The sequence below is a fragment of the Aerococcus sp. HMSC062A02 genome (assembly GCF_001809535.1).
Classification (GTDB): Bacteria; Bacillota; Bacilli; order Lactobacillales; family Aerococcaceae; genus Aerococcus.
Genome location: NZ_KV797935.1, coordinates 84,187 through 105,654 on the forward strand (window position 1 = coordinate 84,187; position 21,468 = coordinate 105,654).

Here is a 21,468-nt window from a genome sequence, read left to right on the forward strand (position 1 = left end):
TCATCCAAGCCTAAGCGCCAAGTCTCACACCCTTTGTTTTTCTAAGCCTTCTTTTAGGCAGTCTTCTAGGATGCTGATGAATTCTTTGGCGATGGGGTTGGGGGTGTGGCTGTCGTTGGTGAGGTAGCCGATTTCGATTTCTTCGCTGGAGTCGAGGGGGATGGCGATGATGTCTTCGCCGTTGAGGTTGGCGTTGATGATGCCCGAGGAGATGGTGTAGCCGTTGAGGCCGATCATGAGGTTGAAGATGGTGGCCCGGTCGCTGACGACGATGGATTGTTTGGCGTCCTGGTCAGCGTGGACTTCTTCCCAGAAGTAGAAGGAGTTGTGCTTGCCCTGGTCGAAGTTGAGTCGGGGGTAGGGGGCTAGGTCCTCGAAGGTCAGGCGCTTCTTATGGGCCAGGGGGTGTCCCTTGTAGGTGAAGATATGAGGTTTGGCGGTGACTAGGGGGGTGAAGCTGAGGTGCTTGTCGGAGAGGACCCGGTCAATGATCTGTCGGTTGTAGTGGCTGCGGTAGATGACCCCCAATTCACTCCGCAATTGGTAGACCTCTTCGATGACTTCATAGGTTCGGACTTCTTTCACCGAGGCTTGGAAGGCCTTGTCCTGGTGGCGCTTGAGCAGGCGGGAGAAGGCCTCGACGACAAAGGCATAGTGGTGGCAGACGACAGAGAAGATGGGCAGGGCTGGTGGTTCCTTGTCGAAGTAGCGGCGCTCAACCAGCTGCATTTGCTCCAGGATTTGGTTGGCATATTGGAGGAATTCCTCGCCGTCCGTGGTCAGAGAGATCCCTCGCGAGCTCCGGGTGAAGAGGGTGACGTCCAGTTCCTTTTCCAGTTTGGTCATGGCATTGGATAGAGAAGGTTGGGAGATATAGAGTTTGTTGGCAGCCTGGCTGAGGGACAGCTCGCTGGCGATGGTTTGGAAATATTTAAAGTCTTCGAGGCGCATGGTCTGGCTCCTTTTCAAAAGATTGGCTATAGTCTACCGCTATAGCTAGCTCTTGTAAATAGATATTTCAAATTTTTCTGGCCTTCGCGTATAGTAAGAGTCAAGAAAGCGAGTGATTGACATGACAACTTTTTCCAAACGATTCTTAACAGTAGGCTCTCTCCTACGTCCAAAAGAACTTTTAAAATATAAAAATGAAATTGAAAAACGCGATGACATTACTTATCCCTTCTATGATGACCTGCCAGGCTACAAGGAAGCTGAAGAAGCAGCAGTCAAGGACATTGTGGCCAAGCAAGTGGCCCATGGTCTGACCGAAATCTCTGATGGGGAATTCCAACGCTCACTCTGGCACTTGGACTTTGCCTGGGGCCTACAGGGGATCGACCGCTATATCAATGATTCCGGCTACCACTTCTACGAAGAGGATGAAGATGGCAACAAGCAGGACTATGAAACCCGACGCGATATCGGCCTCCATGTGACCGGTAAATTATCGGGCAAGAACCATCCTTTCGTCGACCACTTCAAGCTGGTCAAGGAACTTGCGCCAGAGGATGTGGCGGTTAAACACACCATCTTCGCGCCGGGCCACCTCTACTTTGAATTATTGGCTCTTGGTGAAATCGGCGAAGGCAAGTTCTATTCTGACCTAGCTGAATTCCGCCATGACCTAGCTCATGCTTACAAGGAATTCGTTAAGGAATATGCGGAAGCTGGAGCTGAAATTCTCCAAATTGACGACTGTATCTGGGCCAGTTTTGTCGGTGATGAGGATGAAATCCGCTTAGACTCCCTAGACTTCGATGGGTCCAGCTTCTCTAAGGAAGAACTGGCTAATCAATTGATTGAATTGAACAATGCGGTAGCTGACTATGCCCATGAACTGGGGCTCAGAGTCTACGGCCACAACTGCCGGGGGAACTTTGCTTCTCGGGCCTTCACAGATGGCGCCTATACAGAAGTCGCCCAGTACTTCCTGGCTCGTCAGCACTATGACCGCTTCTACTTAGAATGGGATGACGAACGGGCCGGTAGCTTGTCTGCACTCGAGGTCTTCAAAGACCGCCCAGATGTGGAAGTCGTTGTGGGTGCCCTGTCTTCTAAGACGGCTGGTTTGGATGACGCGGACCGTGCCCTCCGCCTCCTCGACGAAGCGACCAAGTACATTCCTAAAGAAAACTTATACCTCTCCCACCAATGTGGCTTTGCTTCTTGCGACTGCGGCAATGAATTGACCGAAGACCAGCAGTGGGCTAAGATCGACCAAGGCCATGAGATCGCCTACCAGTTCTTTGGGGAATAGGATGATTTTGTGAAAAAATATTCTGCTTACAAGATGAAATGTGCTGGTGAGCATACGTTTCGCTGTTGAATTTGGGCCTTAGATAGGCCCGGTGCATAAAGAGACTGCTCTTTCAATAACTAGTATGTTTATTCATCTCAAGCTCCTCTTTATTAGGGGAGCTTTTGACAGTTAAAAAGGCTGGAGCTAAGTTTCCAGCCTTTTTTGGTGCAGATAATTAACGGAGCTAAGTGTGCTTGTTCATAGCCTTAGATAGGGTCGAAGTATGAAGCCACACTTAAAGACTCTGTTTGGGTATTAGATGTTGCCAAGCCACACTGGATGGCTTTGTTTGGGTGTTGAAACTTGTCAATCCACACTCGGGGCCTCTGTTTGAATGTTGAATAAGGTCAACCCACACTCCGAGCTTTTGAGTGGGTGTCGGGAGTCGCTAAGCCACAATTGTAAGCTTTGATTGAGGGTTAGATTATTTAAAAATATTTGCTCCAGTGGTCTACTTCTAAACGTGCGCTCTCACACTATTAGTTGGGTTCGACTTGGCAGCTTTCGTGTCACTTCACAAGTCTCCGCCGCAGTCTTGCAGACTTCTCTGGTGACTTGCTCCAGCGAAAGGAAGCTAATCGCGCGCCCTCACACTATTAGTTGGGTTCGACTTGGCAGGCTTGGAGTGATTTCACAAGTAAGGAACGAGCGAATGCTTCGCTCTCATCCTTACTTGCTCCAATCATCCAAGCCTAGGCGCCAAGTCTCACACCCTTCCTAGTCGGGTTCGAAAAGGCAGAAAGGGAGTGACTTCAGAAAAGTGGAACGACCGGCTAAAGCCGCTCTTATCCGCTTTTCCTCTAGTCATCCCTTTCTAGACGCCTTTTCTCACACCCTGTGTAGTCGGGTTCGAGGATGCAGAAAGGGCTCCTCTTCGCAAATGGGAACGACCGGCTAAAGCCGTTCTTATCCCATTTGCTCCAGAGGTCCCTTTCTCCCGCATCCTCTCACACCCTTTAAGGTCTTTGGTTTTGGCCGCCGTCTACGTCTAGGGTGCGGCCGGTGATCATTTTGCCGGCGGGGCTGGCGAGGTAGAGGCAGGTGCCGCCGACGTGGGTGGCGCCGTCTGGAAATTGCCGGGCGGGGACGCTAGCGAGGACGGCTTGGTATTCTTCGGGGTGTTCTTTGGACCACTCTTCGAAGGCAGGGGTGAGGACGGCGGGGCAGATGGCATTGGTGTTGATGCCGTACTGGCTCCATTCGGTCGCTGCTACCCGGGTGAGCCCGCGGATGGCTTCTTTGGTCGCAGCATAGGAGGCGAAGCCGGCCATACCCGTGATGCCTGCGCCCGATCCCATGTTGATGATAGTTCCTTTGCTTTCCTTGAGGAGGGGGAAGCAGGCCTTCATATAGTTGAAGGTCCCGTAGAGGCCGGAATTAATGGCCAGGCGGAAGTCGTCCAGGGTCTGGTCTTCCAGGGCAATGCCGGTGTTCACAGCCTGGGCATTGTTGATGAGGACATCGATTCGCCCTAGCTTGTCCACAATGGCCGCAACCACTTCTTGGACCCGGTCTTCTTCACCGCCATCGGCCACGAAGTAGTGGATCTGTGCTTCATAGCGGTCGCGGAAGTCTTCGACGGTGGCAACTAAAGTTTTTTCCGTTCGCCCGGTAATGACCACCTGGTAGTGGGCCTGGCAGAAGGCTTCGGTAATATCGCGGCCCAGTCCCGAACCGCCTCCGGTAATAATGGCGACCTTGTCTTGATTTTCTCTTGTCATCTCTTAGCACTCCTTTATTTCTTGAACTTATGTCCAGTATAGCATCTTCCAAGCGACAATGCTGGTCCAAATAAGAGGGCTTTCTCTATCTCTTAACTAGGCTAAGAAATCAGCTGATAAGGTGGGATACGTTTGGCCTGGTCAATGAACTGGGCGATATCTTCGGGGCTTTCCTGGCCCCCGCGTTGGATCCAGAGCCTGATGATGCTAACGACACTAGATAGAAGGACCTCCTTGGCATAGGGAAGGGGGAGGTCTTTAGGGGGAAAGTTAAGCCGGTCGCTCGCCTCCACTTTGGCGCTAATTAAGCGGCTGAGGATGTCCTTAACTTTAATCATAAAATGGGGATCACCCTGGGGGCTAGCCAGGGCTTGGACCAGGGTGAACTGGCTCTCGACATATTGGAGGGCTTCCAGGATGGCAGCGTAAGGGATCAGGCTGAGCGCGTCCACTTCCTGGCCTTGCTGATATTCTTCTTTAAAGAAAATTGCCTCAAGTTCGTCCATAATTTCTTCTTCTAGCTGGTCCATCAGGTCAAACTTGTCTACATAGTGCAGGTAGAAGGTGCCACGGTTAATGCTGGAGCGGCGGGCAAGATCGCTAACCGTGAGACTGTCGAAACCAACTTCATGGATTAGTTCGATAAAGGCGGCCTTGATTTTATCTTTACTTGCGGTCTGTCTTTTCATGCCTACTTATCCTTTCTTTGCTTAAATCAACAGATTGTTGATATTGATGATTGTTTTCTATTCACTCTTATTTTATACTGGCTGCGTAGTTAAATCAACACGTTGTTTATATAAAGGAGAGAGTAAGATTGGCTTATATTGAAATGGTAAAAAGTTCCAAGTTTTATGAGATGGGGGATAACCGCATTGTGGCCAATGACCAGGTGTCCTTTGAGGTTGAAAAAGGAGAGCTAGCCATCATTCTAGGCGCATCAGGTGCGGGTAAATCGACGGTCTTGAATATCTTGGCCGGTATGGACAGCAATGATGAGGGCCAGATCCTGGTCGATGGCCAGGATATCTCAAATTATAGTTCCCAGGCCTTGACCCAGTACCGACGGGAGGCGATTGGTTTTGTCTTCCAATTTTATAACTTAGTTCCTAATTTGACGGCCTTAGAGAATGTGGAATTAGCCACCGAAATTGTTAAGGATGCCTTAGATCCGGTTGAAACCCTTCAGTCAGTCGGCTTGGATGAGCGGATGGGAAACTTTCCTTCCCAGCTTTCAGGTGGGGAGCAGCAGCGGGTGTCAATTGCTCGTGCGCTTGCTAAGCGGCCCAAGCTCTTGCTCTGTGACGAACCAACGGGAGCTTTGGACTATCAAACAGGCAAGCAGGTCCTGCAAATTCTCCAAGACAAGTGTCGAAAAGAGGGGACGACCGTTATTATTGTCACCCATAATGCGGCTCTGGCTCCGATGGCCGACCGGGTGATCCGGATGCGGGACGCTAGGGTCGAGACGGTTGAGCTAAACGATAAGCCCGCAGATATTGCAGCAATTGAATGGTAGGGGGTGACAAGATGCCTACATTATGGAAGGAAATCTGGCGGTCCATTCGCCAGTCCAAAGCTCGTTTTATTTCAATCTTCATGTTGATGTTGATTGGTTCATTTGCTTTAGTTGGCTTGAAGGTAACGGGGCCTAATATGCGGCAGACCGGGCGGGATTATTTTGCAGCTGCGAATACGGCTGATCTGACGGTGATAGGGTCATTGGGCCTCAACCAGGAGGACTTGGACCAGCTTGCAAGCCTTGATGGCCTTCAAGAAGTTGAAGCAGGCTATTTGAAAGATGTTACACTCAAAGGGGATAAGGAGAGTTTGCGTCTTTTTTCAAAGACAGAGAACTTGTCCCAAGCGGAGCTTCTAGAAGGTCGCTTACCTGAAACAGCGGATGAAATTGCCCTCGATGGCTCTTACCGTGGGGACTATCAAATTGGTGACCAGATTCAAATTGAGGAGCCAGAGAACCCGCTTGGGCAGAAAGTGCTCAAGGGGGACAGCTATACTCTGACAGGTTTCGTCTATTCTAGTGAAATCCTCTCTGACATTAACCGCGGGCCCTCTACGGCTGGCACAGGTGCGCTCAAGGGCTATGGAGTTTTAGCCGAAGAGGCCTTTGACTCCGAGCTTTATATGTTGGCCCGGATGACTTTTGAAGATTTAGAAGGCTTAGATCCTTACAGCCAAGCTTATACGGACAAAATCCAAGCCCATAAGGACCAGGTGGCAGAGGTCTTGGCAGACCGGCCCGAAGAGCGTCTAGCGGCGATTCAAGATCAAGGCCACAAGCAGCTCCAAGCGGCTGACCAAAGCATCCAAGCGGCTCAAAAGAAGCTGGACCAGGAAAGCCGACGCTTAGACCAAGCCAAGCAAGACTTAGACCGGGCCCGTCTAGCCCAGCTGCCTGTCGGGGGCGACCAAGAAAAGGCCCTGAAAGAGGGAGAGGAGAAGGTCAAAGCCGGTCAAGCTGAAATCGACCAAAAGACCAAGGAAATGGCAGAGGCTAAAGAAAGGCTGGACCAATTAGATCTCCCCAGCTATATGATCAATAGCCGCCGTGAGATACCCGGTGGCGAGGGCTACCGGATTTATGGCACGGTCTCCCATATTGTGGATGCTTTGGCCAATATTTTCCCCATCTTTCTTTATTTTGTAGCTGCCTTGTTGACCTTAAACACCATGACACGTTTTGTTGATGAAGAGCGGGTTAAATCAGGGACCTTGAAAGCCTTGGGTTACGGCAGGCGCGATATTGTGAAGAAGTTTGTGGTCTATGGTTTCTTGTCCAGCTTCTTGGGCTCTGTGCTAGGGATTGGCCTGGGCCATATCCTCTTACCCCTGATTGCTTACAATGCCTATAGCACAGGCTTTACCCTGCCTCGGATCCAGTTGCATTTCTACTGGCCCATTTCCTTACTGGCCCTCGCCCTGGCCCTTCTCTGTGCAGTCTTACCTGCCTACATCGTAGCCCGCCGAGCCTTAAAGGAAAAGCCTGCCCAGCTCCTCATGCCCAAGGCGCCCAAAGCGGGGGGCAAGATTTTCTTGGAGCATTTTCCTGGTATCTGGAATCGTCTGGGCTTTATGCAAAAGATTACGGCCCGCAACATCTTCCGCTACAAGCAGCGGATGCTGATGACGATTTTTGGGGTAGCTGGGGCGGTGGCCTGCCTCTTCGCGGGTCTAGCTGTCCAAGATTCGATTAGGGGGATTAACGACCGCCAGTTCAACGATTTGATCCACTATCAGATGATTGTGGCTGAAGCAGACCAGGCGTCAGACGATGACCGGCAAGCGATAGCCGACCTTCTAGCAGGGGGCGGGGTGTCCAGCCATGACCGCATCCACTATGAACAATTGACCAAGACGGCAGGATCTGCCCAAGACCAACAAGCCATCCACTTGATCGTCCCAGAAAACCCTGCCCACTTCCACCGCTATGTCAACTTAGTCAACCGAGAAACAGGGCAAGGCCTGAGCCTGGAAGAGGATGGGGTCATCATTTCAGAGCGCCTGGCTCAATTGTTGGACGTCGGGCCAGGTGATGTGCTGACCTTAGAAGATGCCGATCACAAGACCTATGAAATGAAGGTGACCGGGATTACAGAAATGTACATGGGCCACTTTGTCTTCACCAACCAAGCCGGCTATGCGAATATCTTTGGCAAAGATTTCCAAACTAATGCCCAGCTTGTCAACCTAAAGGACACAAGTCAAGAAAATACAGAAAACTATGCGGCTGACTTTATGGCTATCGATGGAGTCAAAGGGATCGTGCAGAATACCAGCCTTCAGAATCAGATTCGAACCATTGTGAATTCCCTTGATAAGATTATGATGGTCTTGATCCTAGTGGCTGGCCTTCTAGCTGCGGTCATTCTCTATAATCTGACCACCATCAATGTGTCGGAAAGAATGCGAGAATTATCGACCATCAAGGTGCTTGGCTTCTATGACAGGGAAGTCACTCTCTATATCTACCGTGAGACTATTATCCTGACCTTGTTTGGTATTGTCTTTGGCTTCGGCATTGGCGAGTGGCTCCACCGCTACATCATCCATATGTTGCCCCCAGCCGATGTGATGTTTAATCCGGCGCTCACTAGTCGGCCTTTCCTCATACCAAGTCTGCTAGTTGCTGGGATCAGTCTGCTTTTAGCCCTAGTCATTAACCAGCGCCTCAAACAGGTGGACATGCTAGAAGCGCTGAGCTCCGTTGAATAAAAAGCTAAAACTTGAATCAAAATCCAAGGATCAATCAAAAGAGCCTTGGATTTTTTTGGTGGCAGGGCAAAGTTCAAAATCCCCCTAGGCAAAGGGAAACTTGTCCTCTATAATAAATGAGTAAAAGATGAGAAAGAGGTAAGAAATTGGAACTGTTAGCTTATCAAGATGAAGATATTTCGCAAATGACGGCTATCTGGAATGATGTTCTCGAAGATGGTTTGGCCTTTCCAGGGACGGAGCTTTATAGCGAGGGAGATTTCACTGACTACCTGAGCCATAAGTCGGCGGCGACTTGTTTGAAGGAAGGGGACAGGGTGGCTGGTTTCTACACCCTCCAACCCAACAATATCGGCCGTTGCGGGCATGTGGCCAATGCTTCTTACTGTATGAATAAGACCTTCCGCGGGCGGGGGCTTTTCTCCAGCCTGGTTGAAAGCTTCGCTGGAAGAAGCCAAGACCCTGGGCTTTAGAGGCATGCAGTACAATGCGGTGGTGGCTATCAACTATGCTGCTATCAAGGTTTACACCCAGCAGGGTTTTCAGATTGTCGGCACCATTCCCAAGGGCTTCCTACTGAAGAACGGCACTTATTGTAATATCTATATCATGTATCGGGACCTTTAAGCAGCCTGCGCAGTGATCAATTGTTTTAACAAAATTTGTGATGATACTTACTAGGAAAACTAAATGAAAGGTGATTCCATGTCTCTAAGTCAGAATAAAAAGTCTATCCAACGCCTAACCCTAACTGCTCTCTTGACCGCCTTGGCGATTCTTATCCCCATGGTCATGCCTATCAAAGTGGTTCTCGGGCCGGCTTCTTACACCCTGGCCAGCCACCTGCCCATTGTCTTGTCCATCTTCATGGGGCCCGCTCCAGCCGCCTTTGTTGCCCTAGCTTCTGGTATCGGCTTCTTCTTAGCCGGTTTCCCCTTCGTGATTGGCTTGCGCGGGCTCAGCCACGTCTTCTTCGCTACTTTTGGGGCCTACTACTTCCAAAAGCATCCCAGCTTGGTAGACAAATTGACTACACGAACAGCTTTCTCCTTCGTGCTGGCTTTTATCCATGCCTTAGCTGAGGTGGTCGTTGTCTATTTGGTAACTGGGATAGGTACTGACAACTTAGCGGCCGGTTACTTTACTACCCTCTTTGTCTTCGTTGGCCTGGGTGGGATTATCCATGGTATGGTTGACTTTGAGTTAGCTTATCAAACCGCTCGCGCCTTGAACAAGGCCAAGGTGGTTTCCTTCTTTAAGAACTAGTCGCTAAAGGTTAAGGAAGAGGCGCCTCAATACTTGTGGCGTCTTTTTCTTATCTCTAGAGCGGGGATTTTGTGCTATAATGGGAAAAGTTTTATGTGACGATTTAGCTGGTAAGGAGTGTAATGGTGAAACGTTATCGATATAAAAAGGCGATCGGCCTAGAGCCGGTTCTCTTTGTGCTTGTTTTCTTTGGGATATTTGGGGCGATTGGCTGGCGGATGGGTGTGGTCAATATGTTATCGACGATTATGGCGACGGCTTATGACCTGCTCATGAATACCTGCTTTTTCTTGATGGCCATTTCGGTGGTGACGGGGGCTCTGTCCTCGCTCTTTTCGGAATTTGGTTTCGTGGCTTTAATCGACAAGCTTTTGTCGCGCTTAATTGGCCCGATCTATGACATGCCGGGGGCTTCGTCTTTGGGTGTGCTCAACTGTTATATGTCAGATAATCCAGCCGTTCTAACCTTGGCCAAGGAGGATAATTTCAAACGTTATTTCAAAAAATACCAATTGCCGGCTCTAACGAATATTGGGACCTCCTTTGGGATGGGCTTGATTGTGACGGCAACGGTCCTGGCGATCCCGCTCGAAGGCTCAGCGACAGCCGCTCTGATTGGGAACCTAGGAGCCGTTGTCGGCAGCCTAGTCAGTGTCCGCCTCATGCTCCACTTCACTAAGAAGGCTTATGGGACGGAAGACTATGTGGAGATCGACCACGAAGAAGACCTGCCAGAAGGATCCCGGGTGGTCCGGGCAGGGGGCGTGGGATCGCGCGCCCTCTCCGCTCTCTTGGATGGGGGTAAGAATGGGGTAGAAATGGGTATGGCCATTATTCCGGGCGTGGTCGTGGTCTGCACCATGGTTATGTTACTCACCCACGGCCCAGGACCAGATGGCATCTATACCGGTGAGATCGGCCAGGGGGTTCCTTTCTTACCCTGGATTGGGGAAAAATTATCCTTTATCCTGACTCCTATCTTTGGCTTCTCTAATCCTGAGGCTATTTCGGTACCAATTACCGCCCTGGGTGCAGCGGGAGCGGCTGTGGGTTTGGCTGCCAAGCTGGTGGAATCGGGCCTGGCTAACGGCAATGACCTGGCTGTCTTTACCGCCATGTGCATGTGCTGGTCGGGCTACCTGTCGACCCATATTGCCATGATGGATGCCCTGGATACCCAGGAGATGACGGGCTATGCCCTCTTCAGCCATACGATCGGTGGTTTAGTGGCGGGCGCAGCTGCTCACTTTATTTATATATTGGTTGTGTGACGGAAATTGTGCTGGTGAGCATGCGTTGCGCTGTTGAAGTTGGTCCTTGAAGAGCCATGGCACCGGTTCGGGCCAAGGTCCCTCACCTAGCGAGACTCAAACGGAGAGTAAGGCTTGCGCCAACTCTCCGTAATTCGCTTCGCTTGCTTGTTCATGGCTAAGGCCCAACTTCAACGCTCCACTTCTGCTCATAAGGGAGATTGTAAGTAAATAAAGCCAATAAGTAGAGTGAGCAGTGCTGTAAAAAATAGAAAGAATGTATCAATCCAGATTGTTATTTTAGGGGGATTGTATAACAGTGGTGTAACAGGGTGAAAGTAAGAGCGTTTAGAAAGGGATGACTGGAGGCAAAAGGGATAAGAGCGGCTTTAGTCGGTCGTTCCACTTTGCTGAAGTCCCTCCCTTTCTGCCTTTGCGAACCCGACTATGAACTGTGCTAGTGAGCATGCGTTCCGTCTTGAAAGTGATCGTTAGAGAGCCATGGCACCGGCTCGAGCCTTGGTCTCTCGCCTAGCAAGTTTCAAAGGGCTAGTACGGCTAGCGCCTACTATCCCTAATTCACATTGCTTGCTTTTCATGGCTAACGATCACTTTCAAGCTCCACTTCTGCTCACAAGGAGATTGTTAAGTAACCTTAGTCAAATTTTAAAGTGAGCAGTGCTGAAGAATATAAAGACTAGATCAGTACAAGTAGCTGTGTCAGTGAGCATGCCTTATGCTTTTGCATGTGGTCTCTGACGACCTAGCAGTGATATGAATTTTCGGCCGGTCCTGATCTGGGGCCGGTTTTTGTATTTTTATTATTGACAGGTAATATCTGGCGTGCTAGACTAGTGGCAATTAAACCGATGAAGCGGAGATAACGGCAACAATGCCTGCACAGAGAGCCCGGGGAGATGAGAGCCGGACCAGAAACAAGTTGTCAAATGGACCGCAGAGGGCGCAATGAAAGGCTGAGGCCGAGTAGCCTGCGACGTGGAGGTTGGCGTGACGAACCAGGGATATGTTGGTATCCTAGCCAAGTGTGCGCGCAAGCGTAAATTCAAGGTGGCACCGCGGATTATTTACCATGAGTAACGATTCGTCCTTGACAGATGTGTACTTCTGTCAAGGACTTTTTTTCTTGGCAGGCGGTTTTAAGAATTTGGAGGAAAGATTATGCCCTTAAACCTAAGCCTGGAGGAGGTCCAAGCCTTCGCCCAAGATACGGACTATACCATTGTGCCCCTGGCGCGTGAGATTCTATCGGATTTTATCACACCAATCGAAGCCATGCGGATCCTGAAGCAGGCCTCAAGCCACTGTTACATGCTGGAGTCAGCCCAGGCCAATGAGACCTGGGGCCGTTATAGCTTCCTCGGCTATGAGCCCAAGTTGGAAGTGACCTGTAAGGATGGCCGTTTAGAAATGGGGGACCAAGTCTATGAAACGGAAGACCCAGCGGCCTACATCCGCCAATTACTGGCTGACTACCGGAGCCCGCGCTTGGCGGACTTGCCTACTTTTACTGGGGGCTTGGTGGGTTACTTCGCCTACGACTACTTCAATTATGTGGAGCCCGCAGCCAAGCGACCGGTTGCTGACCACGAGGACTTCAAGGACCTGGACCTGATGCTTTTCGACCAGGTGATTGCTTTCGATCATTTGAAACAAAAAATTATTCTGATAGCTAATGTCAAACTGGATGATGTGGCGGCTAACTATGCCAAGGCTGTGGAAGCTCTGAATACTATGGAGGGCCTCCTTCGTACTGGGGATAAGATCCAGGAAGAAGCTGGGCGGCTCCAGGGACCTGTGACGCCTTACTTCGACCAGGAAGCCTTCTGTGATATCGTCAACCGGGCCAAGGCCTATATCCGGGAGGGAGATATCTTCCAGATTGTCCTCTCCAATTATCTATCCGCGCCTTTCTCGGGCAGCCTCTTCAACACCTACCGGCTCTTGCGGACGGTGAATCCCTCGCCTTATATGTTCTATTTCTCAGGAACGGATGTGGAATTAGCGGGGGCTTCGCCAGAAACTCTGGTCAAGCTAAAAGAAGGCCGCCTCCACACCTTCCCCCTAGCAGGGACGCGGCCCCGGGGCAAGACGGCAGAAGAAGACCAGGCCTTAGAAAAGGACCTGCTCTCCGACAGCAAGGAATTGGCTGAACACAATATGCTAGTGGACCTGGGTCGCAATGACCTGGGCCGGGTCAGTGAGATCGGCAGTGTGGAAGTAGAAAAACTCCATGCCATCGAACGCTTCTCCCATGTCATGCATATTGGGTCGGTGGTTGGGAGCCAGCTGCGGTCAGACTGCGACGCCCTGGATGCCATTGCCTCTGTTCTTCCGGCTGGTACCCTATCGGGAGCGCCTAAGATCCGGGCCTGCCAGTTGATTGCGGAATTGGAGGGAAGCAAGCGCGGGGTTTACGGTGGAGCCATTGGTTACATTGATTTTACCGGCAATATGGAAACCTGTATCGGCATCCGCCTGATCTATGCCAAGAACGGCAAGGTCTTTGTCCGCAGTGGGGCAGGGATTGTCGCTGACTCCCAAGCGGCAAAAGAATACCAAGAGTGCCTCAACAAGGCCAAAGCGTCCCTAAGTGCCCTAGAACTCGCCCAGGAGGTGGACTAATGATTTTAATGATTGATAACTATGATAGTTTCTCCTATAACCTCTACCAGGAACTGGGGGAATTGGATCCAGACATCCAGGTGGTCCGCAATGATGAGCTGAGCCTGGAAGAGACTGAAGCCCTGGCGCCGGACGCCATTGTGATTTCGCCTGGTCCCGGTCGACCTGAAGATGCGGGGGTTATTGTCGACCTAGTCCGAGAGCTCGGTCCTAAGTTTCCTATCCTGGGTGTCTGCCTGGGCCACCAGGCTATCTGCCAGGCTTTTGGTGGGGTAGTGACCTATGCTGACCGGATGATGCACGGTAAGCAGTCAGAGATCCAGGTCGACACCGACAGCCAGCTCTTCCAAGGCTGCCCCGAACGTTTCCCAGTCGCCCGTTACCATTCCCTCATTGCTGAGACCAAGAGCCTGCCAACCTGCCTCAAGGTCACCGGCCAGACCGACCAGGCTGAAATCATGGCCCTAGAACACCAGGACTATCCCATCTACGGCGTCCAATTCCACCCCGAATCTATCATGACCCCAGAAGGCCGCCAGATCCTGGCTAACTTCCTTGGCAAAAAATAAGAGAGTGTGACAAAAGTCGTTTAGAACTGAATCACTGGAATAAAGGCTAGGTGAACATTACTAAAAGTTCGGATAGCCTTTATGAAGTGGATGTCAGGACTGACTTTTGGAACAGGTTTCCAGGAAGAGCAAAGTTTTGATGAGCATCCGTTCTGCCTTGATTTTGCTGATTAGTGATGTATAAGCAAAGTGAGTGATGATGGCATAACAAAAGTAGGCTAGATTACGGCCTCAGTATCTTTCCAAAAATATAATTTGATAAATGCTAGAATTATTTTGTAATGTTTTAGCATAAATATTAATCAGGTTAAAAATATAGCTGAAAAATTTTCTATTTTAATAATAGTTCTGGTTATGAGCAGGAGTGGAGCTCGAGTTTGATCGTTAGCCATGAAAAAGCAAACGAAGCGAATTAGGGAGAGTTGGCGCAAGCCTTACTCTCCATTTGAGCCTCGTTAGGCGAGAGACCGAGGCTCGAGCCGGTGCCATGGCTTTTTAACGATCAAACTCGAAGCGAAACATATGCTCATTAGCAGCATTTAAAAAGATAATAGATAGAAAAAGGCAGCCTATCATTTTCGGATAGGCTGCCTTTTCGTCAAATCACTCAACTTATTTTTCTAATTCGCCTGGATAGTCAGGGGTACCTTTTTCAACGTTAACGGCATTGAAACCATTCTTTTCTAGGATTTCAGTGCCTTTTTTGGACCCTTTGCCGTCATGGCAGATGACATAGTAGACTTGGTCCTTGTCTAAGTCATCTAAGTGGTCTTCGATCTGAGAGAGAGGGAAGTGAACGGCGCCTGGTACGTGGCCTTCTTCGTATAATTCGCGTGGGCGAACATCCAGGATGTTAACGGGTTCGTCTGCTTTTACAATGTCGTAAAATTCTTCAATCGTTACTTGGTTCATAATATCTACCTCCTATAGCTTAATCATAACAGAATGCCGCTGAGATACAAATCATTTGCTCAAAGCGTTTACAAGTCGGTTAGTTCCTGTCAAAAGCTGCCTATCCCAAGGCAACGTCGAGGACCATCATAACCGCAAAACCAGCAATCAGAGCCAGGGTAGCCAGGTCTTCATTGCCATTGCTTTGGGATTCAGGAATGAGCTCTTCCACGCAGACGAAGATCATGGCGCCCGCCGCAAAGGCTAGAGCGTAGGGGAGAATAACAGTCATCTGGGTAACCAACCAAGCTCCCAGGATCGCCCCAACAATCTCGACCAGGGCAGAGGCTTGGCCCAGGTTAAAGGCCCGCCAGCGGCTATTCCCATTAGCGCGGATCGGCATGGCCAAGGCAGAGCCTTCAGGGAAGTTCTGCAGGGCAATCCCCAGGGTTAAGGAAATAGCGCTAGCCATACTGGCATTAGCGAGACCAGACCCGACTGCCCCGTAGGCCACGCCAACTGAGAGTCCTTCCGGAATATTATGGATGGTGATGGCTAGGAAGAGGAGGAAGGTGGAGGAAAGTTGGGTCGGCACCCCTTCTGCTTCAGACCGGGTCTTATCCATATGCATGTGGGGGATAATCTTATCCAGTAGGCTGAGGAAGAGGCCTCCTGCCACAAATCCCACCAGGGCAGGGAAGAAGGACCACTTACCATAGCCGCCAGCTTCGGCGTATTCAATGGAAGGCGCGAGCAGGGACCAGAAGCTAGCTGCGATCATGACCCCGGCCGCAAAACCGTTCATGGCGTCCAATAATTTACGGTTAATTTCCCCCATGAAGAAGACCAAGGAAGAGCCGAGCGCGGTAAAAAACCAGGTCACAATACCGGCCAGGCCAGCTTGGACGACGGGGTGTAAGTTGAGAAAGAAATCAAACATAAAAATCTCCTTACTACAATAATTTATCTAATCAATAGTTAGTATAACGCAAATAATTAGGATTACCTAATCATAAGCTATCCCTGTCCTAAAAGCTCTTGTCTTGGTTTGGCTTTTGTGCTAAACTTTTCCGATGAAATTCACTTCATAAAGAAGCGAGGTAATCTAATGAAAAATAAGTCTTTAAGCCGTGCCCTGGTCTACAGTGGGGTCGCTTTCCTGTTGATGATCCTAGCCCAAGTCTTGGCGACCCTTATGACGAATTTAATTGCGGATGAAGGGCTGGCTAACCTGGTCAACCCCCTGCTCGATCTTTTGATCTTTGCAGGAATCTTTAAAGTCTACCAAATAAAGGTTCTGAAAATGGGGGATAGGGAATTAGGGCTGGCGCCGCGGTCTGTGTCCAAGTTGACGGAGGTCCTGGCTGTAGCCCTGCCTGTGACCCTGGTCTTGGGAACAGCCCTGGCTTTAGATGGGCAAGCCCAAATGGGAGAACTTTCCCTCTATAGTTTTGCCTACTTAGTCTTAGCGGACGGCCTGAACGGGGCGGTCCAGGAGGAATTGGTCTTCCGGGGCCTTGCCCTGAACGTGATCGGTCGCGCGCGGTCCGTTTACTGGGGAATTTTCTTGCCGGCGGGTCTCTTTGCCTTGATGCATCTGTTGAACAAGCCCCTGGATGGCCCTTCCCAGCTTATCTTAGTCCTGGCCGGTTTCTTAGCCAGCTTGCTCTTCTCCCTTGTTGCCTATGTGGAGGGTAATGTCTGGTCCAGCATGGCCTTCCACGTGGCCCTGAACGGCCTGTCTTCAGTCCTTTACTTTGTGGATCCGGCCCTAGAAGAAGGCGGAATCAGCCTGGCCCCAGCCTATTATTACTACCAGGACGGCCCGCTCTTCTTCACTGGCGGGGGCTACAGCATCCTCAGCTCAGGCTGGGCCTGCTGCCTCTATGCCTTACTGATTATCTTCTATTACAAACGCGGACAGGCCCGAGGCAAATTCTAGGCCTTAGTCTTAAATTGCCAGTTGTCTAGTTTAGCTAGGTAGCTGGCTTTTTGTCTTTTAAAGTAAATGACAGAATATTCCGGAAAGGGATTGAAAAATATGGAGAGAAGGTATAGACTAGGTGAAAAATGATAAATTAATGAGATAATGATGATAAATAGAAGAAAGGAAGTTTTATTGATGGGATTTTTTGCTCGTATCAATGGGTATTTTAACCGGTATTTGGCGATCATTGTCCTGGTTGTCGGTTTGGGTGCTCTGCTGGCTCCCCAGGCCTTTATCTGGGCGTCTTCTTATATCTCAATTTTTCTGAGCTTGGTGATGTTTACCATGGGCTTGACCATGAAGCCCCACGACTTCTCCGAGGTCTTCAAGCACCCTCTCCAGGTCTTACTGGTGGCAGTGGTCCAATTCGGCTTCATGCCTGCTTCTGCCTATGTGGTGGCTAAGCTCTTCAACCTGCCCCAAGAGATGGCTCTGGGCCTGATCTTCGTTGGCTGTGCCCCAGGTGGTACCTCGTCCAATGTGATTACCTTCTTGGCTAATGGGAATGTGGCCTTATCGGTGTCCGCGACCTCGGTGTCGACTTTGCTGTCGCCCTTTATGACACCCTTGCTCCTAGCCGCTTACGGCGGCGCCTACATTGATATCGCCTTTTGGCCCATGTTCCTCTCTATTGTCAAAATCGTTCTCTTACCGATTGTGATTGGGATTGCCATTAATTACTTTGCGGGCGCCCGCTTGAATGGAGTCCAAGACTTCTTGCCGAGCTTATCTTCCTTGGCAGTTCTCTTGGTTTTGGCAGGATCTGTAGCCATTAATGCAGACACCTTGAAGGCGACTGGCTGGGTCATTGTGGCAGCTGTCTTAATCCACAATATCAGTGGCTATATCGCCGGCTACCTGGTCTGCAAATTCCGCCACTACGACATCCCGTCCACCCGGGCCATTGCCATTGAAATCGGCATGCAGAATGGGGGCTTAGCTTCGACTCTGGCCCTCCAACACTTCAATCCTAATGTCGCCCTGGCTGGGGCAGCTACAACCGTCCTCCACACCTTAGTGGGTACTCTTTACGCCAGCGCCTGCCAGCGCAAGGACCAGAAAGCACCGGTACCAGATGCAGAATTTTATAAGGATAAAGAGGAAGCAGCAGAAGAGGGACAGGTCTTAGCAGAAGAAAAGATTTAGCGTCTTTAATAAATGGTGCTATGAGCATCCGTTCCGCTTCGAGTTTGATCGTTAAAAAGCCATGGCACCAGCTCGAGCCTCGGTCTCTCGCCTAACGAGACTCAAACGGAGAGTAAGGCTTGCGCCAACTCTCCCTAATTCGCTTCGTTTGCTTTTTCATGGCTAACGATCAAACTCAAGCTCCACTCTTGCTCATAAATAAATGGCTAAATAGATTCTTCTTAAACTTTAATTATATAGAAAAATAGGAGGTCCTATCAATCACCAGCTGGTCATTGATAGGACCTCCTTTTGCAATAGAGATTGGAAATTTTATTTCAAATTCTTTTTAAGTAAGAGAGTTGAAGACTAGTAAAGGACTTACGATTTTTCTAGCTTAATTAATAAGTAGAAACAGAGAAGAACAAGCAAAATTTTTAAAATTCTGAGGGAGGTTTCCGATATAAAGACTGCGTTTGCACTCCCTGGGCTACTGAGGAAGACTAAGACGCCCATTATAATCGCTGTATAGATATTTTTCTTTTTTTTCTTACTCATTTTTTACACCCATTGATAACCAGTAGCAAACCATTGAGCTCCATTTGCAGTTCGTTGTAGGACTAAAGAAACTTGTAAAGGCCTTGTAGCATCAACCTGACTTATTATTACATTAGCAATCTGAGGTGCTAATTTCCAACCGCCAGGTAGTTTTGCGGCTAGTATTAATGAACCAGCCCCTACACCAATATTTTTAACTTTATTGACAACCTCTGGTGATAGGGTAACAGTAGTTTGATCCAGTATACTTCCAGATCTAAAACTTGTTGTCACAGGCTGGATTGTATTGAGTTCATTAGGATCATAGTTCGGATCATTTATTGGTTCTTCAAGGTCGTAACCAAGCTCTTTCGCAGTTTCGAAAAATTCATGGTTTGTAAAACTGTAATACTCAGTTATTTTTTGACCTTCGGATACATGCTGAGTGATAGAATCGTTTGGCTGAACGGTTGTTGCTTGTACTCCCGTTACTGCAATTGGTGAAAGTAAAAAGGCAACGGCACTTGAGAGTAATAGTTTCTGTTTAAACATATCACTGCTCCTTTCAGTTGCTATTAGTTCCTTACACATTCAATATAACAAGCATAAAAAGCGCTTTCAATAATTTTGGTTAATTTATATTTAATTTAATCAAAATATAATGTTCAGATTTCCTATTCGATTGAAAAAAATTAACGGCAAAAACCTCAGTAAAGTGGACTCTCATCATTAAAATAACAGTAAAAAGGCATGGCTTGAGAAGAATTCAAGTGATGCCTTTTTGAATGCTATAAACTGACATGCTATTCCCGGATCTGCCCCTGGCCCTGGATCAGGTACTTGTAGGAGGTCAGGGCCTTGAGTCCCATGGGGCCGCGGGCGTGGAGTTTCTGGGTGGAGATGCCGATCTCGCCGCCGAAGCCGAAGATGCCGCCGTCGGAGAAGCGAGAGGAGGCGTTGACATAGACACAAGCCGCGTCGATATCGTTCATGAAGTCTTGGGCCACTTGGTAGTCCTTTGTGGCGATGACTTCGGAGTGCTTGCTAGAATAGGTCTGGATATGGTCGATAGCCTTCTGGTAGGAGTCGACGATCTTAACGGCGATGTCGTAGTCCAGGTATTCTTCCGCATAGTCCTTCTCTTCGGCTGGAATGGCATCCTTGACCAGGCTACAGGTGCGTTGGTCACCGTGGAGGCGGATCCCGTTTTGCTCAATTAGGAGACGGGCCTGGTCCAGGAAGTCCTTGGCAATTTCCTGGTCGAGGATTAAAGTTTCCAGGGCATTGCAGACAGACACGCGCTGGGCCTTGCCGTTGATGAAGAGTTGGATAGCTTCATCGAGATCAGCAGACTGGTGGACGTAGAGGTGGCAGTTGCCTACACCGGTTTCGATGGTCGGAATAGTTGCGTTTTGGACCACGCTCTGGATGAGAGCAGCGCTTCCCCGGGGGATCAGGCAGTCGACATAGCGGTCCAGCTGCATGAAGGCCGTGGCCAAGGCCCGGTCTGGGTCATCGATGTATTGGATGGCGTCCTGGGGCAGGTCGACGGAGGCAAGTCCCACTTGGAGGGCCGACACGATGGCTAAGTTGGATTGGAGGGTTTCCTTGCCCCCGCGCAGGATGACGCTGTTCCCCGTCTTAAAGCAGAGACTGGCGGCGTCAGCAGTGACATTAGGCCGGGACTCGTAGATAATACCGATCACGCCGAGGGGGACGCGTTTTTGGACGATGTCGAGGCCCTGGGGTGTGGTCCAGCCGGCGATGACTTCGTGGATGGGGTCAGGCTGTCGGGCCACGTCTTCCAGGCCTAGCGCCATAGCTTCCACCCGGTCTTCGGTCAGGGTCATGCGTTCGATAAAGCTGTCGGGCCGGCCTTGGTCCCGGGTCTTGGCGATATCTTGGGCATTGGCTTTGAGGATGGCTGTCTGCTTTTGGCGGAGTTGGTCTGCCATGGCTAAGAGGGCGGCTTCTTTGCTTTGGCTGCTGGCCTGGCCGAGTTGGCGGGCAGCGGCCTGGGCTTTTTGGCCCATGATTTCAAGGTCTTTGATGTCCATTTTATTTTTCCTCCTTTTGGAATGATTGGCGGGCGGAGACCAGGCTACCAATATCTTCTCCTGCTAAAAGTTTGAAGATATCGGCGGGTTCCTGGCTGCCCATGATGACCATGCTCCGGCCCTGGTCCAAGACCAACTTGCCGGCTTTGAGTTTGGTGGTCATGCCACCGGTTGAGAAGCTAGACCCCTTGCCGCCAGCTTGGTCTAAGTTGTCTTGGCTGATGCCTTCCAGCCGGCTGATTCTTTGGGCTTGGGGGTTGCTATGGGGGTCAGCGGTATAGAAGCCATCGACATCTGTGAGTAGGACTAAGAGGTCGGCTTCAACAATATTGGTAACTAGAGCAGATAGGGTGTCATTGTCCCCGAAGCGAGTCTGGTGGTCCAGCTCATCGACAGCGACCGCGTCATTTTCATTGATGACGGGGATAACTTTTTGAGCTAGGAGAACTTCCAGGCTGTTCCGGCAGTTCTTCAGGCTTTCCGGATAGTCCATGACGTCCCGGGTTAAGAGGATCTGGGCCACATCCTGGGTGTAATAAGCAAAGAAGCGGCTGTAGATACTCATCAGGGTGACTTGACCCAAGGCAGCCAGGGCTTGTTGTTCGGGGATGGCTTGGGGGCGCTGGGCGATTCCTTGTTGGACACAGCCGACCCCGATGGCACCTGAGCTGACGAGGACAACTTCCTTGCCGGCTTGGCGGAGGCTAGCCAGGGTGAAGGCGAGCCGGTCGATGCGCGGGTAGTCGATCGTGTTTTGGTCTGTTAATAGGGAATTGGTTCCGATTTTGAATACTAGGCGTTGGGCATGGGCTAGGTCTTGGCGCTCCATCTCTTCATCGCTCCGTTCTCTCATAATTTCTTCATTATTGTACCATAGTTTGCCTAGCCTT

19 protein-coding genes are annotated in these 21,468 nt (G+C 50.1%); 11 read left to right on the top strand and 8 right to left on the bottom strand.

The window, feature by feature from the left end; translation table 11 throughout:
* Positions 1–24: 24 nt before the first annotated feature.
* Positions 25–951, bottom strand: coding sequence for a LysR family transcriptional regulator (locus HMPREF2626_RS06635; protein ID WP_070619109.1), 927 nt, complete (start codon positions 949–951; stop codon positions 25–27).
* A gap of 121 nt (positions 952–1,072) precedes the next feature.
* Here HMPREF2626_RS06635 and HMPREF2626_RS06640 point away from each other — a divergent pair, with 121 nt between their 5' ends.
* Positions 1,073–2,257 carry a uroporphyrinogen decarboxylase/cobalamine-independent methonine synthase family protein gene (locus HMPREF2626_RS06640; protein ID WP_070619271.1) on the top strand — a complete coding sequence of 395 codons (1,185 nt, stop codon included), beginning with the start codon at positions 1,073–1,075 and terminating at the stop codon, positions 2,255–2,257.
* Positions 2,258–3,255: 998 nt separating this feature from the next.
* Here the strand turns inward: HMPREF2626_RS06640 and HMPREF2626_RS06645 are convergent.
* Complete coding sequence (locus HMPREF2626_RS06645) at positions 3,256–4,020, bottom strand: SDR family NAD(P)-dependent oxidoreductase (RefSeq protein WP_070619111.1); 765 nt, start codon at positions 4,018–4,020, stop codon at positions 3,256–3,258.
* A 101-nt stretch (positions 4,021–4,121) separates the two neighbouring features.
* Positions 4,122–4,709 (bottom strand): TetR/AcrR family transcriptional regulator, encoded by a 588-nt coding sequence (locus tag HMPREF2626_RS06650; RefSeq protein ID WP_070619114.1) that lies wholly within the window; start codon positions 4,707–4,709, stop codon positions 4,122–4,124.
* Positions 4,710–4,837: 128 nt separating this feature from the next.
* Between HMPREF2626_RS06650 and HMPREF2626_RS06655 the strand changes: the two genes are divergently transcribed.
* The 8 genes from HMPREF2626_RS06655 to HMPREF2626_RS06685 all read left to right on the top strand — a co-directional run bounded on the left by HMPREF2626_RS06655 (position 4,838) and on the right by HMPREF2626_RS06685 (position 13,981).
* The gene (locus tag HMPREF2626_RS06655; protein WP_070619117.1) at positions 4,838–5,539 is read left to right on the top strand and encodes an ABC transporter ATP-binding protein; all 702 of its coding nucleotides are present in this window, start codon (positions 4,838–4,840) and stop codon (positions 5,537–5,539) included.
* Positions 5,540–5,550: 11 nt separating this feature from the next.
* Entirely contained in the window at positions 5,551–8,253 is a 2,703-nt protein-coding gene (locus tag HMPREF2626_RS06660; RefSeq protein ID WP_070619120.1) for an FtsX-like permease family protein, read from the top strand.
* Positions 8,254–8,399: 146 nt separating this feature from the next.
* Positions 8,400–8,726, top strand: coding sequence for a GNAT family N-acetyltransferase (locus HMPREF2626_RS10300; RefSeq protein ID WP_246818939.1), 327 nt, complete (start codon positions 8,400–8,402; stop codon positions 8,724–8,726).
* 4 nt (positions 8,727–8,730) lie between these two features.
* The gene (locus tag HMPREF2626_RS10305) at positions 8,731–8,880 is read left to right on the top strand and encodes a GNAT family N-acetyltransferase (RefSeq protein WP_246818940.1); all 150 of its coding nucleotides are present in this window, start codon (positions 8,731–8,733) and stop codon (positions 8,878–8,880) included.
* A 63-nt stretch (positions 8,881–8,943) separates the two neighbouring features.
* A complete protein-coding gene (locus HMPREF2626_RS06670; RefSeq protein ID WP_246818941.1) occupies positions 8,944–9,519 on the top strand; it encodes a hypothetical protein in 576 nt (191 codons plus the stop codon).
* Positions 9,520–9,641: 122 nt separating this feature from the next.
* Positions 9,642–10,790, top strand: coding sequence for a CD0519/CD1768 family membrane protein (locus HMPREF2626_RS06675; RefSeq protein ID WP_070619123.1), 1,149 nt, complete (start codon positions 9,642–9,644; stop codon positions 10,788–10,790).
* Positions 10,791–11,948: 1,158 nt separating this feature from the next.
* Complete coding sequence (locus HMPREF2626_RS06680; RefSeq protein ID WP_070619125.1) at positions 11,949–13,412, top strand: anthranilate synthase component I family protein; 1,464 nt, start codon at positions 11,949–11,951, stop codon at positions 13,410–13,412.
* Positions 13,412–13,981 carry an anthranilate synthase component II gene (locus tag HMPREF2626_RS06685; protein ID WP_070619128.1) on the top strand — a complete coding sequence of 190 codons (570 nt, stop codon included), beginning with the start codon at positions 13,412–13,414 and terminating at the stop codon, positions 13,979–13,981. The genes HMPREF2626_RS06680 and HMPREF2626_RS06685 overlap by 1 nt, the downstream gene beginning before the upstream one ends.
* 612 nt (positions 13,982–14,593) lie before the next feature.
* Here the strand turns inward: HMPREF2626_RS06685 and HMPREF2626_RS06690 are convergent.
* Entirely contained in the window at positions 14,594–14,893 is a 300-nt protein-coding gene (locus tag HMPREF2626_RS06690) for a rhodanese-like domain-containing protein (RefSeq protein ID WP_070619131.1), read from the bottom strand.
* Positions 14,894–14,993: 100 nt separating this feature from the next.
* Complete coding sequence (locus HMPREF2626_RS06695; RefSeq protein ID WP_070619134.1) at positions 14,994–15,812, bottom strand: ZIP family metal transporter; 819 nt, start codon at positions 15,810–15,812, stop codon at positions 14,994–14,996.
* A 168-nt stretch (positions 15,813–15,980) separates the two neighbouring features.
* Here HMPREF2626_RS06695 and HMPREF2626_RS06700 point away from each other — a divergent pair, with 168 nt between their 5' ends.
* Both HMPREF2626_RS06700 and HMPREF2626_RS06705 read left to right on the top strand, forming a co-directional pair.
* Positions 15,981–16,814: a CPBP family intramembrane glutamic endopeptidase gene (locus tag HMPREF2626_RS06700; RefSeq protein ID WP_070619136.1), complete on the top strand. Its 834-nt coding sequence runs from the start codon at positions 15,981–15,983 to the stop codon at positions 16,812–16,814.
* Positions 16,815–16,994: 180 nt separating this feature from the next.
* Positions 16,995–18,005: a bile acid:sodium symporter family protein gene (locus HMPREF2626_RS06705; protein ID WP_070619139.1), complete on the top strand. Its 1,011-nt coding sequence runs from the start codon at positions 16,995–16,997 to the stop codon at positions 18,003–18,005.
* Between the two features lie 540 nt (positions 18,006–18,545).
* Here the strand turns inward: HMPREF2626_RS06705 and HMPREF2626_RS06710 are convergent.
* The 3 genes from HMPREF2626_RS06710 to proB form a co-directional block, all read right to left on the bottom strand.
* Entirely contained in the window at positions 18,546–19,073 is a 528-nt protein-coding gene (locus HMPREF2626_RS06710; RefSeq protein WP_070619142.1) for a hypothetical protein, read from the bottom strand.
* A gap of 251 nt (positions 19,074–19,324) precedes the next feature.
* Complete coding sequence (locus HMPREF2626_RS06715) at positions 19,325–20,578, bottom strand: glutamate-5-semialdehyde dehydrogenase (protein WP_083294386.1); 1,254 nt, start codon at positions 20,576–20,578, stop codon at positions 19,325–19,327.
* Between the two features lies 1 nt (position 20,579).
* Complete coding sequence (proB, locus tag HMPREF2626_RS06720; RefSeq protein ID WP_246818942.1) at positions 20,580–21,431, bottom strand: glutamate 5-kinase; 852 nt, start codon at positions 21,429–21,431, stop codon at positions 20,580–20,582.
* Positions 21,432–21,468 lie beyond the last annotated feature (37 nt).

Excerpts from the sequence above, each read along its gene's own strand:
- HMPREF2626_RS06645 (WP_070619111.1), bottom strand. The coding sequence starts at position 4,020 with ATGACAAGAGAAAATCAAGACAAGGTCGCCATTATTACCGGAGGCGGT.
- HMPREF2626_RS10305 (WP_246818940.1), top strand. The coding sequence starts at position 8,731 with ATGCAGTACAATGCGGTGGTGGCTATCAACTATGCTGCTATCAAGGTT.
- HMPREF2626_RS06685 (WP_070619128.1), top strand. The coding sequence starts at position 13,412 with ATGATTTTAATGATTGATAACTATGATAGTTTCTCCTATAACCTCTAC.
- HMPREF2626_RS06705 (WP_070619139.1), top strand. The coding sequence starts at position 16,995 with ATGGGATTTTTTGCTCGTATCAATGGGTATTTTAACCGGTATTTGGCG.
- HMPREF2626_RS06670 (WP_246818941.1), top strand. The coding sequence starts at position 8,944 with ATGAAAGGTGATTCCATGTCTCTAAGTCAGAATAAAAAGTCTATCCAA.
- HMPREF2626_RS06650 (WP_070619114.1), bottom strand. The coding sequence starts at position 4,709 with ATGAAAAGACAGACCGCAAGTAAAGATAAAATCAAGGCCGCCTTTATC.
- HMPREF2626_RS06640 (WP_070619271.1), top strand. The coding sequence starts at position 1,073 with ATGACAACTTTTTCCAAACGATTCTTAACAGTAGGCTCTCTCCTACGT.
- HMPREF2626_RS06680 (WP_070619125.1), top strand. The coding sequence starts at position 11,949 with ATGCCCTTAAACCTAAGCCTGGAGGAGGTCCAAGCCTTCGCCCAAGAT.
- HMPREF2626_RS06700 (WP_070619136.1), top strand. The coding sequence starts at position 15,981 with ATGAAAAATAAGTCTTTAAGCCGTGCCCTGGTCTACAGTGGGGTCGCT.
- HMPREF2626_RS06690 (WP_070619131.1), bottom strand. The coding sequence starts at position 14,893 with ATGAACCAAGTAACGATTGAAGAATTTTACGACATTGTAAAAGCAGAC.
- HMPREF2626_RS06710 (WP_070619142.1), bottom strand. The coding sequence starts at position 19,073 with ATGTTTAAACAGAAACTATTACTCTCAAGTGCCGTTGCCTTTTTACTT.
- HMPREF2626_RS06695 (WP_070619134.1), bottom strand. The coding sequence starts at position 15,812 with ATGTTTGATTTCTTTCTCAACTTACACCCCGTCGTCCAAGCTGGCCTG.
- HMPREF2626_RS06635 (WP_070619109.1), bottom strand. The coding sequence starts at position 951 with ATGCGCCTCGAAGACTTTAAATATTTCCAAACCATCGCCAGCGAGCTG.
- proB (WP_246818942.1), bottom strand. The coding sequence starts at position 21,431 with ATGAGAGAACGGAGCGATGAAGAGATGGAGCGCCAAGACCTAGCCCAT.
- HMPREF2626_RS06715 (WP_083294386.1), bottom strand. The coding sequence starts at position 20,578 with ATGGACATCAAAGACCTTGAAATCATGGGCCAAAAAGCCCAGGCCGCT.
- HMPREF2626_RS06660 (WP_070619120.1), top strand. The coding sequence starts at position 5,551 with ATGCCTACATTATGGAAGGAAATCTGGCGGTCCATTCGCCAGTCCAAA.
- HMPREF2626_RS06675 (WP_070619123.1), top strand. The coding sequence starts at position 9,642 with ATGGTGAAACGTTATCGATATAAAAAGGCGATCGGCCTAGAGCCGGTT.